General features: G+C 54.0%; 9 protein-coding genes. 5 read left to right on the forward strand and 4 right to left on the reverse strand.

Annotation, left to right across the window (positions count from 1 at the left end; genetic code table 11):
- The first annotated feature begins 5 nt into the window (after positions 1-5).
- Together hscA and fdx are read left to right on the forward strand one after the other, a co-directional pair.
- Positions 6-1,874, forward strand: coding sequence for a Fe-S protein assembly chaperone HscA (gene hscA / locus V7Z75_RS05395; RefSeq protein WP_334107595.1), 1,869 nt, complete (start codon positions 6-8; stop codon positions 1,872-1,874).
- A 2-nt stretch (positions 1,875-1,876) separates the two neighbouring features.
- Complete coding sequence (fdx, locus tag V7Z75_RS05400; protein ID WP_334107596.1) at positions 1,877-2,218, forward strand: ISC system 2Fe-2S type ferredoxin; 342 nt, start codon at positions 1,877-1,879, stop codon at positions 2,216-2,218.
- A gap of 33 nt (positions 2,219-2,251) precedes the next feature.
- On the opposite strand, the gene V7Z75_RS05405 is transcribed toward fdx, so the two are convergent.
- Positions 2,252-5,632 carry a bifunctional diguanylate cyclase/phosphodiesterase gene (locus V7Z75_RS05405; RefSeq protein WP_334107597.1) on the reverse strand — a complete coding sequence of 1,127 codons (3,381 nt, stop codon included), beginning with the start codon at positions 5,630-5,632 and terminating at the stop codon, positions 2,252-2,254.
- 392 nt (positions 5,633-6,024) lie between these two features.
- On the opposite strand from V7Z75_RS05405, the gene V7Z75_RS05410 reads away from it, so the two are divergent.
- Positions 6,025-6,690 carry a carbonic anhydrase gene (locus tag V7Z75_RS05410; protein WP_334107598.1) on the forward strand — a complete coding sequence of 222 codons (666 nt, stop codon included), beginning with the start codon at positions 6,025-6,027 and terminating at the stop codon, positions 6,688-6,690.
- Between the two features lie 174 nt (positions 6,691-6,864).
- Here V7Z75_RS05410 and V7Z75_RS05415 read toward each other — a convergent pair whose 3' ends face one another.
- The 3 genes from V7Z75_RS05415 to prfB form a co-directional block, all read right to left on the reverse strand.
- Complete coding sequence (locus V7Z75_RS05415; RefSeq protein WP_334107600.1) at positions 6,865-7,413, reverse strand: bactofilin family protein; 549 nt, start codon at positions 7,411-7,413, stop codon at positions 6,865-6,867.
- A 402-nt stretch (positions 7,414-7,815) separates the two neighbouring features.
- A complete protein-coding gene (lysS, locus tag V7Z75_RS05420; RefSeq protein WP_334107601.1) occupies positions 7,816-9,342 on the reverse strand; it encodes a lysine--tRNA ligase in 1,527 nt (508 codons plus the stop codon).
- 2 nt (positions 9,343-9,344) lie between these two features.
- Positions 9,345-10,449, reverse strand: a protein-coding gene (gene prfB / locus V7Z75_RS05425; RefSeq protein ID WP_334107602.1) for a peptide chain release factor 2 whose coding sequence is annotated in 2 segments (ribosomal slippage) — positions 9,345-10,367 and positions 10,369-10,449 — 1,104 coding nt in all. Because the reading frame shifts where the segments join, the coding sequence is not laid out codon by codon here.
- Between the two features lie 217 nt (positions 10,450-10,666).
- On the opposite strand from prfB, the gene V7Z75_RS05430 reads away from it, so the two are divergent.
- Entirely contained in the window at positions 10,667-11,689 is a 1,023-nt protein-coding gene (locus V7Z75_RS05430; RefSeq protein ID WP_334107603.1) for a PstS family phosphate ABC transporter substrate-binding protein, read from the forward strand.
- 92 nt (positions 11,690-11,781) lie between these two features.
- Positions 11,782-12,723 (forward strand): phosphate ABC transporter permease subunit PstC, encoded by a 942-nt coding sequence (gene pstC / locus V7Z75_RS05435; RefSeq protein WP_334107604.1) that lies wholly within the window; start codon positions 11,782-11,784, stop codon positions 12,721-12,723.
- Positions 12,724-12,725: the final 2 nt, after the last annotated feature.

Raw genomic sequence — 12,725 nt, forward strand, 5'->3', positions numbered from 1 at the left:
GCACGATGGCTTTATTACAGATATCAGAACCGGGCATGAGCACGGCCCCGCACCAGCACCGCCTGGCAGTGGGAATAGATTTGGGAACGACCAATTCCCTGGTGGCCACCGTGCGCAGCGGCCTCAGCACTATCTTGCTTGATGAAGCCGGCCACTCTCTGTTGCCTTCCGTGGTGCGTTATACGGTCGACCAGCAGGTAGAGGTAGGTTATCCGGCCCAGATACAGCAAAGCCAGGATCCGCAGAATACTATCGTCTCTGCCAAGCGTTTTCTTGGCCGCGGCCTGCGTGACATTGGCGATACCGGACACTTGCCCTATCGTTTCGTTGAAACCCCTGGCATGGTGCAAATCGAGACTCGAGCTGGTACCAAAAGCCCTGTCGAAATTTCTGCTGAAATCCTGAAAGCCCTCAAGGCACGTGCCGAGCAAGCCCTGGGAGGCGAACTCGCCGGGGCGGTGATTACCGTCCCCGCCTATTTTGATGACGCACAGCGCCAGGCCACCAAGGACGCAGCCCGCCTTGCCGGGCTCAATGTATTGCGCCTGTTGAACGAGCCAACTGCCGCTGCAGTCGCTTATGGCCTGGACAATGCCGCCGAAGGAATCTACGTGATTTACGACCTGGGTGGCGGCACTTTTGACGTTTCCATTCTGCGCTTATCCAAAGGCGTGTTCGAAGTTCTTGCTACCAATGGCGACTCTGCATTGGGTGGGGACGATTTCGACCGTCGCATTTTCTGCTGGATACTGGAGCAAGCGCGTTTGCAACCGCTCAACCCTGCCGATACCCGTTTGCTGATGACCAAGGCCAAAGAAGCCAAGGAATGGCTGACCGACCATGCAAGCGCCAGCATCACTGCCGTACTCAGCAATGGCGATGTCATTGACCTCACATTGAGCCAGACCGAGTTCCATACGCTCAGCCAGCAATTGCTCAACCGCACCTTGATCCCGATCCGCAAGGCATTACGCGATGCTGCGCTCGTCATTGAAGAAATCAAGGGAGTGGTTCTGGTGGGGGGCGCCACCCGCATGCCACAAGTGCGCCAGGCCGTCACCAGCTTTTTTGGTCGTGAGCCATTGACCAATCTCGATCCTGACCAGGTAGTAGCCTTGGGAGCGGCCATCCAGGCCAATATCCTCGCCGGTAATCGCAATGACGACGACCTGCTGCTGCTTGATGTGATCCCGCTCTCGCTTGGGCTGGAAACCATGGGCGGGCTGACCGAGAAAGTCATTCCGCGCAACTCCACCCTGCCAATCGCACGCGCCCAGGATTTCACCACCTTCAAGGACGGCCAGACTGCTATGAGCATCCACGTCGTGCAGGGAGAACGTGAACTAGTGGCGGATTGCCGTTCTCTGGGCCGTTTCGAGCTGCGCGGCATTCCACCCATGGCTGCTGGTGCCGCCCGTATCCGTGTGACATTCCAAGTGGATGCCGACGGCCTGCTGTCAGTCTCAGCACGCGAGCAAACCAGTGGCGCCCATGCCGATATCGTGGTCAAGCCTTCCTACGGCTTGGGCGAGGACGAGATCACCCGTATGCTGCAGGCCTCGTTCACTTCTGCCGAAGCGGACAAGCATGCGCGCTCCCTGCAGGAAGCCAAGGTAGATGCCGCCCGTTTGCTGGAGGCAATCGAAGCTGCGTTGCGCCAGGATGGCGATATACTCCTGAGTGCTGAGGAAAAAGCGGAAATCATCGGGCAGATGGAGCAACTGCGCTTGCTGGCGCAACAAAATGATAGCGACGCTATTAACAAGGCTGCGGACGCGCTCAACCACACAACCGAAACCTTTGCGGCCCGCCGCATGGATGCTTCCGTCAAGCAGGCTCTTGCCGGACAATCACTGAATACCCTGGAACTTTAGGCATGGCAAAAATTACCGTTCTACCCCATCCGGAATACTGTCCTGAAGGCAAGACTTTTGAAGCCCAGCCCGACAGGTCCATCTGCCATAACCTGCACAAGCAGCATATCGAGATTGAAAATGCTTGCGGCGGAGTATGCGCATGCAGCACCTGCCATGTCTATATCCAAAAGGGTTACGATTCCCTGTCTGAACCCAGCGAAAATGAAGAGGATATGCTGGACCAGGCATGGGGATTAAAAGCCAATTCTCGCCTGTCCTGCCAGGCCATCGTCGGGGATGAGGATATCGTTGTGGAAATCCCGATCTACTCAGTCAACCTGGCCAAGGAAGCACCGCACTAGCCACTTGCACGCTGTAGCCAGTCAACTTGACGATCATACTGCCAACCCGTCGATACGGGTGCGCCCAGAACGCTTGGCAGTATCAAAGCGCAGTAATTCAAGGAAATTATCCGCGTTGAGCGGCGGGCTGAACATATAGCCCTGCAACTGGTCGCATCCCTGCTCGCGCAGGAAATCCAGTTGCTCTTGCGTTTCCACCCCTTCGGCCACTACTTTCATCTTGAGACTGTGCGCCATGGCGATAATAGCCTGTGTAATCGCCATATCATCACTGTCCTGCGGAATATCCCGCACGAAGGAACGGTCAATCTTCAACGAATCGATGGGGAACTGCTTGAGGTAGCCCAGAGATGAATAGCCGGTGCCGAAATCATCAATCAGTACATGGCTGCCAAATTTGCGGACATTCTCCAGCATCTGGCTCGCACGCTCAGCATTCTGCATGATCATGCTTTCCGTGATCTCCAACTCCAGGCAGTCAGGTGTCAAACCACTTTCCTCCAAAGCTGCGCTGATGACTTCGGTCAGGCTGTCCTCACGGAATTGCCGCGCCGAGATATTCACTCCTACCCGTACCGGACGGCCCGCGATTGCCTGCCATTCGCAGGCATCCTGGCATGCCTGTTTCAGCACCCAGGCACCTAGTTCGATGATCAGGCCTGTTTCCTCCGCAATCGGGATGAAATCTTCCGGCGATACCATGCCCAACTCCGCGCTATCCCAGCGCAGCAATGCCTCAGCGCCTATAATGCTCTGGTTAGCCAGGTCGAGCTTGGGCTGATACCACAAGGAGAATTCGTTGCGCTCCTGCGCGCGACGCAAGTTGTTTTCCAGGGCCAGGCGGCTGACGCTGTTAGCACTGTTTTCCGCCGAGTAGAAATGGAAGGTGTTTTTGCCTGCGTCCTTGGCGCGGTACATGGCCACATCCGCATTCTTGAGCAACGAGAAAATATCCATGCCGTCCTCGGGATAGACACTTATACCGATGCTCGCACTGATATACAGCTCCTGCTGCATCAGGATGAAAGGCTGGGACAGCGTAGCCATGATCTTGTTGGCCACATTCGCCAAGTATTGCTGCTCGGTGAAATCCTCCACCAACACCACAAATTCGTCTCCACCCTGGCGCGCAATAGTATCTGTCTGCCGCAGGCATTCCTTGAGCCTGCCCGCTGCCTCCTGCAACAGCATATCGCCTACCTGATGCCCCAAGGTATCGTTGATAATCTTGAAGCGGTCGAGGTCGATGAACAACACGGCAATCCGCTGGTGATAACGCTGCGCCCGCAGCAAGGCCAGTTCAGTGCGTTCCTGCAGCAAGGCGCGATTGGGCAAGCCAGTAAGCGCATCATGCGTTGCCAGGAATTGTAATTTTTCCTCGGATTGCTTGCGCTGGCTGATGTCGGTGAGCACCACGATATAGTTCTGCAGCATGCCGTTGCCATCATGAACAGTGTTGATGGAAACCCATTGCGGGTAATATTCCCCATTTTTCTTGCGAGCCAGCAGCTCGCCTACCCATTGGCCATCTTGCTGCACCAGCTTGCCAATCATCGTCTGTGCAGCCTCATCCATTTCATCCAGCAAGGATAAGCGCATGCTGACTGCTTCCTCATGCTCATACCCTGTCATGGTCAGATAAGCCTGATTGACTTCCAGAATGTTACGTTCCCGGTCTGCGATCAGGATAGCCTCGCTGGTATTGTCGAACACCTGCTTGGAAAGACTAAGGCTGGATTCCGCCAGCTTGCGCTCGGTAATATCCAGCATCACCCCCAGTAATTCCTGCGGCTTGCCGAAACGGTCCGCCATCACGCGCACAATATCCTGAATCCACACCACACGGCCATCGGCAGCCATCATCCTGTATTCAAATACGTGATCCTTAAGATGCTGAGTTTCCCAGATACAGAAATTCACCACCCACTCCCTGTCGTCCGGGTGAATTTTACTTACCCAGAAATTGGGTTTGCCTATCCATTCCTCCACCGGATAACCAAGCAAGCTCTCCGCCTCCTGGCTGACAAAAGTAAATACGGCATCCGTGGTCGCCCGCCACACCACAGCCTTCACCGATTGCACCAGGTCGCGGTATTCGGCACGGCTTTGCAGCAAGGCAGCCTCTGCCTGCTTGCGGCTGCTGATATCAATGATCAATACGACAACGCGATCACTACCGTCACGGAAATTCGCCACCGCCAACTCTATCGGGATGGATTTGCCCGATTTGCTCAGTGCTACCGTCTCATAGCGATTGGGCGTAGTTTCGCCGCGCATGCGCCGCTGATGGTTGGCTGTCACCATCTCACGCCCACTGGGATGAATCAGACTGAGAAAGTCTGACCCCATCGGAATATCACGCGCATCATAGCCGCCGACTCTCCACACTGCCTCATTGGCATAGAGAATCTTGCCATGCTCTATGATCAGCACACCTTCTCCCGCATCGGACTGCGCATTGCTCAAGGCATTGTAAAGCGTCAACTGCCGCCTCAACTTCTCATCTGCCTGTACCCGGCCCACATGCAGGCTGGATAAGCCCACGCCCATGGATACCGTAATCAGCGCAAACAACCAGTAATTGAACAGATCAAGGTTTCTGAGTTCCATGCTGAAATAACCATGCTGGCCGCCATCGCCCCATAAGGCTGCGACCACGATCAGCATGGAAGCAAGCGCCGCTCCCCGCTGATGGAAACTCAATGCCGCCCAGATCACTAAAGGAAACACAAGAATCGTCCTGATCTCCAGGGTGCCCGATTTTGATAGAAAATCACTGAATGACATCAAGCACAACGCCAGCAGCAGACCGGTCAATACAACGGCTTCCAACACCCTCGCCTTGGTCCAGCGTATAGGAGCAGAATGGAAATACGCAAGGATCGCCGGTGTCAGCAGAAGTATGCCCAACCCATCACCCAGCCACCATTGCAGCCAGGTACTTGGCAACAATGCATCCGGCACAATGCCAAATAATTTTAGGATCACGCAACCAAACGTGGCGCTGATCCACGGCGTGAACATGCCCCCTACCAGCATGATGCCCACCAGATCCCGCAAACGGGTCATTTCAGGCTGGAAATTGACATAACGGTCAAGCAAATAATAGCCCAGCACAGTGCTGATCAGCGTACCGCTACCGATGCTCAACGCAGCAAAAAAGGGAAGGCCAGCAGTATATTGCGTTACCACTGCCCCCACCAGCAAAGCAGGTAGGAAACGCACACCGCCCAAGATCAGGATAGCCAGCGCAAACCCGGCAGCAGGCCAGATAAAGGTAGCGTAGACTTGGGAAATCCCGAGTTGCATGGTGCTATGCCCCAGCAGGAAATATCCCAGGGCAACCGCCACGGAAATCAACAGATATCGAAGCAGCTTATTTTTCTCAGCAGACTGGTGACTGGATATATACATGATCTGCGCATTGTAGTAGCAAACCATCACGTTGTCGGAGAAAAATCTTCGAATAAGCAAATCAGCGTCATCACGCACTGTCCCCGCAGAACGCCGGAATAAGCGTCTATGGATATGCATATTGACTATTGTTCAGATGCCGCCAATTACCACAGTCGTCATGATCAATTTCCCTGCTGGTGTCACAATCCCTTAAAATACTGTCTATTCAATCGCGCAAAGTGCATGGAGCACCGGCAGATCACGGTGAGTTCCCACAAGCTCACGGCAGAACATTCACGCACTCCGGATCCAAATCATGTCACAGGGCAATGTTCATATATTGATGAGGTCATGATGAGTAATCTGCGCGAATCGATGAACTCTCAATTGATTTCAGGAGAAGCTATTTTATGTACAAACACCCATTAAAAGACCGAGACAAAATGTCACCACAAGAAGCATTGGACATCCTGATTGAAGGCAATGGCCGTTTTACCCAGAACATTTCCGCTCATCGGGATTTGCTGAATGTCGTCAACATCATTAAAGACAAGCAGCATCCATTCGCCGCCATCCTGAGCTGCAGTGATTCCCGCACTGCAGCAGAGCTGATTTTCGACCAAGGCCTGGGCGACCTGTTCAGCGTGCGGCTGGCAGGCAACATTGCTTCACGCAAAGCCATCGGCAGCCTGGAATATTCCTGCAAATTTCTTGGCAGCAAGCTGATCGTCGTGCTGGGCCACTCCAGCTGTGGCGCAATCAAGGCAGCCTGTGACGGCTATTCCGGCGGCCATATCGGTGAAATCACCAAGATGATTTTTCCTGCTGTCGCGGCGGAAACCACCATCACGGAAAACCGCTCAGCCTCTAACGATGCGTTCGTCGCTCACGTTTGCGAGCTCAACGTCAAAACCCAGATCGACACCATCTGGAACTCCAGCGAGATTCTTCGCGCCATGCTCGATCAAGGTGAAATCGGCATTGTCGGCGGTGTGTACGACTTGAAAACCGCTACCGTCACCTTCCCCGAGGCTTATCAGATTTTCAGTTCCAATCACCCTCTCATCCAGAATTAGATAGCCAGATAAACTCACGGGTAAAACAATAAAAAACGTGATGGGGTTGCTACTTTCATCATAGCGATGGCTGATCCACATTCCAAAAACAATAACAGCCCCGGCTGGGGCTGATTTATTGCTGATGCGCCAACCGCTTCAAAAGGCTGGCAGCACTCAGCGAACACTCCTACTTTAAGCAGACTGGATACGCTTGACCTTGCTGGTATGATCTTCTGCGGTCATGGAAGCCACATCGCCAGAAAGCTCACCGCCTTCCTCAATCAAAATCTTGCCGTAACGAATTTTCCCACTTACCTTGCCAGTGGCATGGATAATCAATTGGTGGCGCGCAGTCAATTCACCCTCGAAATTTCCGTGGATCTCGGCCACATCAATACCCACCTTGCCCGAGAAGGAGCCACGCTCGGCAATCTGGATCACGCGGCTATCCATCGTCGCTTCCACTCGGCCTTCCACGACGAGGATATCGCAATCCTGGATTTCTGCCCCTTTCAGCTTGACGTCCGGCCCTACGATCAGACGGCTGCCGGTCTGCGCCTGCAAGCCCGCAACGGATTCTTCTGCCTTGACTGATTCAGCAGCGTTGGCTGTTGTTGCATGCGATGGCACTGCAACTGGTTCAGGCCGGGAGTTGAGTGGAGTCGAAACCGGGTTGACGCTGGAGCTGGAGGGCTGGGAAGTGGGAGAAGTACGGCTGAATAGACCTTGCTTGTTTAACATGAAGAACACCTCTTGATGGATATGACAGATCAGCTCATGGAGTGCCTGAGCCAAGACCATTTCAAGATAGCAAGGTATATGCCACTACCAATTAACAAATAAAAATCATTGGCTTATGAAAATAAATTTACATTCAACTTGAGAATGGAAGGAAAAATGTCGCCGATGGCTGACACTGCAAACCTTATGCGCCATCTAATCTCCACCAAAACCTCGAAACGATAGCGGTCAATAACAACGCACGATCGCCCTGTCACTATGCGATTATATCCTGCTGCCGAATACCCGTTAGCACGCTCAAACGCCTTGTCGTTGCCTGGCAACAATGACGCCAGACAATAAACACAATAAATAAAAAAGGCCGGAGAACCGGCCTTTAATGTGTATGGATAAATCAGCTTTTTAGTGCTCTGGCCGCATATGCGGGAACAGGATTACGTCACGGATGCTGGGGCTATCGGTCAACAGCATTACCAAACGGTCAATGCCGATGCCGCAACCGCCGGTTGGCGGCATGCCGTATTCCAGCGCGCGGATGAAATCAGCATCGTAATACATGGCCTCGTCATCGCCCGCCTCCTTGGCCGCAACCTGCGCATGAAAGCGCGCGGCCTGGTCCTCGGCATCATTGAGCTCGGAAAAGCCGTTGGCAATCTCGCGGCCGGTAATGAACAGCTCGAAACGCTCGGTAATCTCTGGATTGGTATCCGAAGCGCGCGCAAGCGGCGATACTTCTACCGGGTAATCAATGATATAGGTCGGGTTCCAGAGCTGGCTTTCCGCAGTCTCCTCAAACAACGCCAGTTGCAGCGCGCCCAGACCGACATGGGCGAAGGCCTCCACACCGAACTTCTTGAGCTCCTGGCGCAGGAAAGCCGCGTCACCCAATTGTTCCAGCGTGTATTGCGGCGCGTATTTCTGAATTGCGCCGACGATGGTCAGGCGCTCGAACGGCTTGGCAAGGTCGAGCTCGCGCTCCTGATATTGCACCACGGCGCTACCGCAGGCGGCAATCGCCGCTGCACGGATGCAGTGTTCGGTGAAATCCATCAGCCACTTGTAGTCCGTATAGGCCGCATAGAATTCCATCATGGTGAATTCCGGGTTGTGGCGCACGCTGAGGCCTTCGTTACGGAAGTTGCGGTTGATCTCGAACACACGCTCGAACCCGCCTACGATCAAGCGCTTGAGATAAAGCTCGGGCGCGATGCGCATGTACATCTGCATATCCAGCGCGTTGTGATGCGTGATGAACGGTTTGGCCGCCGCGCCGCCGGGGATCGGGTGCAGCATGGGAGTTTCCACTTCCAGGAACTCATGACCGAGCATGAAGGCACGGATCGCCGCGACGATCTTGCTGCGTGCGATAAAGGTTTGGCGCGTTTCATCGGACACGATCAGGTCGACATAACGCTGGCGGTACTTGGTCTCCTGGTCGGCCAGACCATGGAATTTCTCGGGTAACGGACGCAATGATTTGGTCAGCAGGCGCAATTCGCTGACCTTGACCGACAACTCGCCTGTCTTGGTTTTGAACAGCACTCCACGCGCAGCGATGATGTCGCCCAAATCCCATTTCTTGAAAGCATCGTAGGTTTCATCACCAATATTTTCCTTGGTGATGAACACCTGGATGCGGCCGCTCTTGTCCTGCACGGTGGCAAAGCTGGCCTTGCCCATCACGCGCTTGAGCATCATGCGCCCGGCAATCGCCACTTGCAGTGCTTGCGCATCCAGTGTTTCGCCTTCTACCGCATCATAGCTGTCATGCAGGCTTTGCGCGGCATGCTCGGGTTTGAAGTCATTGGGAAAGGCTACGCCTTTTTCACGGATTGCCTTGAGCTTCTCGCGACGCTCGGCGATCACATGGTTTTCATCCTGCACACTGGCTGCTTCATTTGCCGTCTTGGAATTTTGCGCGTCACTCACCCTTAGACTCCCTGCTTCAAACTTTCAGAAATAAATGGATCCAGGTCGCCGTCGAGCACGCTCTGGGTATTGCCGATTTCCACGTTGGTGCGCAAATCCTTGATGCGCGAATTATCAAGCACATACGAACGGATCTGGTGTCCCCAGCCAATATCGGTCTTGGCATCTTCCATCGCCTGTTTCTCTTCGTTGCGCTTGCGCAGCTCCAGCGCATACAGTTGCGCCTTCAGCATATTCATCGCCTCATCCTTGTTGCGATGCTGCGAACGGTCGTTCTGGCACTGAACGACCGTATTGGTCGGCAAGTGGGTGATACGCACTGCGGAATCGGTCTTGTTGATGTGCTGCCCGCCGGCGCCGGAGGCACGATAGGTGTCGATACGCAAGTCGGCCGGATTGATTTCCACCACAATGGAATCATCCACCTCGGGATAGACGAACACGCTGGCAAATGAGGTATGGCGGCGGTTGCCGGAATCAAACGGCGACTTGCGCACCAGGCGATGCACGCCGCTCTCGGTGCGCAGGAAACCGTAGGCATAATCGCCGGAAATTTTCAGCGACGCGCTCTTGATACCCGCCACATCGCCTTCGGATTCTTCCAGCACCTCAACCTTGAAATCTTTGTTCTCGCAATAGCGCAAATACATACGCAACAGTATGGAAGCCCAATCCTGCGCTTCAGTGCCGCCCGAACCGGCCTGGATATCGAGGAAGCAATTGTTCGCATCCATCGGGTGGGAGAACATGCGGCGGAATTCCATTTCCGCCACGATCTTTTCCAGCGCCTGTGTGTCAACATCGATGCTTTGCAGGGTATCGTCGTCGTTTTCTTCGCGCGCCATCTCGAACAGCTCGCGGCTGTCGCGCACGCCATTATCGACTTCGGTCAGCGAGTTGACGACGAACTCCAGCTCGCGCCGCTCCTTGCCGAGCCTCTGCGAACGCTCGTTGTCGTTCCAGATGTTAGGATCTTCCAGTAGTTGAGAGACTTCTTCCAGGCGCTGATGCTTGGTTTCGAAGTCAAAGATACCCCCGTAATGCCTGGTGACGCTCCGCGAGGTCATCCAGCCGGTTGGCGATGAGATTAAGTTGTTCCGCTTCCATGCTGATTATCCGAACTTGCTAAATTCAAAGCGCATAATTATACATTAATGCCCGATTGCCCGTGGCCGCCAATCTCCTCTGCACTGCCTCTCACTAACCAATGTTTTATTATTTGTCACAAATATGAAATATTCACCCTTTATATTTGCGAGGTTGCCGAGAAACGGGCTCAACCGAACCAGCCCAGGCAGCATTCGATTACATCCACGGAGCCTATATGCAATCTCAATTTGTTCCCAACCAGATCCTTAAGGCAGCAGGTATTGCCGTTCTCGTTGCGACTGCTTTCTCCATGCCACATGCAGATGCCGCACCAAACACAAACGATATTATCCGTATCGATGGCTCCAGTACGGTTTATCCGATTACTGAAGCGGTTGCTGAAGAATTCCAAAAAGCCAAGAAAATCAAGGTCACGGTCGGCATTTCCGGCACTGGCGGCGGTTTCAAGAAATTCTGCCGCGGCGAAATCGATATCTCCGAAGCTTCCCGTCCTATCCTTGCCAAGGAAATGGAAGCCTGCAAGGCAGCCGGTATCGACTATATCGAATTGCCTGTAGCCTATGACGCGCTGACTGTCGTAGTCAATCCCAAGAACACTTTCATCAAGAGCTTCACTGTCGAAGAACTGAAGAAGCTATGGGAGCCAGAAGCACAAGGCAAGGTCAAGACCTGGAAGCAAGTCAACTCAAGCTGGCCTGATACCCCCGTAAAACTGTTTGGCGCGGGTTCCGACTCCGGTACTTTCGATTACTTCACTGAAGCCATCGTCGGCAAGGCCAAGTCCAGCCGCGGCGACTTTACCGCCTCCGAAGATGATAACGTGCTGGTACAAGGTGTAGCCAGCGATGTGGCCGCCACCGGTTATTTCGGTTATGCCTACTATGAAGAAAACAGCAGCCGCGTGAAGGCCGTACCTATCGTGGCCAAGGCTGGCGCACCTGCCGTATTGCCATCCCGCGAAACTGTGATGAACGGTACTTATCAGCCACTGTCCCGTCCGTTGTTCATTTATGTCAGCGCTCAAGCTGCCAAGAATAACCCCAACGTCAAGGCATTCATTGATTTCTACCTGGCAAACAGCAAGGAATTGGTGGAAGAAGTGAAATACGTTGCCCTGCCAGCCAATGAATATGCCGCTGTGGCAGAACACTGGAAGGCCCAGAAGGTAGGCACCGGCTTCGGTGGTGAGCCTGAAGTCGGCGTCAAGATCACCGATCTGCTGAAGCGCATCAAGTAACTGGCAAATCGCGTGAAGCCGATATTATCCGGCTTCACGCCATCGCCCGCCCTGCTTCATTCCATTACAATGCACGAATCATTCACCTGATCATGGTCTCTCAAGTGTTACAAAAACCTGCAGAACTTACTATCAGTGCCCGTCTTGCCAAGAATGTGCGCCGCCACCTCTTGGAAAGAGTCATTGAATTTATCCTGATGCTGGCAGCGCTTTCCGCTGTTGCCACCACCATTTCGATCGTCGTGATTCTGCTGTATGAATCCTTCACTTTCTTTGAGCATGTATCAGTGTGGGAATTCCTGACCGATACACAATGGACACCTTTGTTCGAGAATGCCCATTACGGCATCTTGCCACTAGTTTCCGGCACATTGACCACTTCAGCTATCGCGCTGGCAGTCGCCATCCCGCTCGGTACCATAGGCGCGATCTATCTCTCGGAATTCGCTTCGCACCGTACCCGTGAAATCGTCAAGCCCATTCTGGAGCTGCTGGTAGGCGTACCTACCGTGGTATTCGGCTACTTTGCGCTGCTGTTCGTCACGCCGCTGCTGCAAAAGATTTTCCCTGAACTGCCGGGCTTCAATATGTTGGGCCCAGGTATCGTCATGGGCATCATGATCATCCCATACATCAGCTCCATGGCGGAAGATGCCATGCGCGCCGTGCCCATGAGCATGCGCGAGGGTTCCTACGCCATGGGCGCCACCCACTTCCAGACTGCTGTCCGTGTCGTAACGCCTGCCGCCATCTCCGGCATCATCGCGGCCTATATCCTGGGTATTTCACGCGCGGTTGGTGAAACCATGGTGGTCGCGCTCGCCGCAGGCCAGCAGCCTAACCTGACCTTCAACCCGATGGAAAGCGCCGCCACCATCACCGCCTATATCGTACAGGTGGCAATGGGCGACCTGCCGCATGGCAGCATTGGCTATCAAAGTATCTTCGCTGCCGGCCTGGTGCTGATGCTGATGACGCTTGCGTTCAATATTCTCGGCCACATTACCCGCAAGAAATTCCGCGAGGCATACTAAAA

Source organism: Methylobacillus sp., assembly GCF_036844465.1.
Taxonomy (GTDB): Bacteria; Pseudomonadota; Gammaproteobacteria; order Burkholderiales; family Methylophilaceae; genus Methylobacillus.

What these genes read in the sequence shown, in the direction of transcription:
- fdx (WP_334107596.1), top strand. Translation starts at nt 1,877, where the DNA reads ATGGCAAAAATTACCGTTCTACCCCATCCGGAATACTGTCCTGAAGGC.
- hscA (WP_334107595.1), top strand. Translation starts at nt 6, where the DNA reads ATGGCTTTATTACAGATATCAGAACCGGGCATGAGCACGGCCCCGCAC.
- V7Z75_RS05405 (WP_334107597.1), bottom strand. Translation starts at nt 5,632, where the DNA reads ATGTATATATCCAGTCACCAGTCTGCTGAGAAAAATAAGCTGCTTCGA.
- V7Z75_RS05410 (WP_334107598.1), top strand. Translation starts at nt 6,025, where the DNA reads ATGTACAAACACCCATTAAAAGACCGAGACAAAATGTCACCACAAGAA.
- V7Z75_RS05430 (WP_334107603.1), top strand. Translation starts at nt 10,667, where the DNA reads ATGCAATCTCAATTTGTTCCCAACCAGATCCTTAAGGCAGCAGGTATT.
- V7Z75_RS05415 (WP_334107600.1), bottom strand. Translation starts at nt 7,413, where the DNA reads ATGTTAAACAAGCAAGGTCTATTCAGCCGTACTTCTCCCACTTCCCAG.
- pstC (WP_334107604.1), top strand. Translation starts at nt 11,782, where the DNA reads ATGGTCTCTCAAGTGTTACAAAAACCTGCAGAACTTACTATCAGTGCC.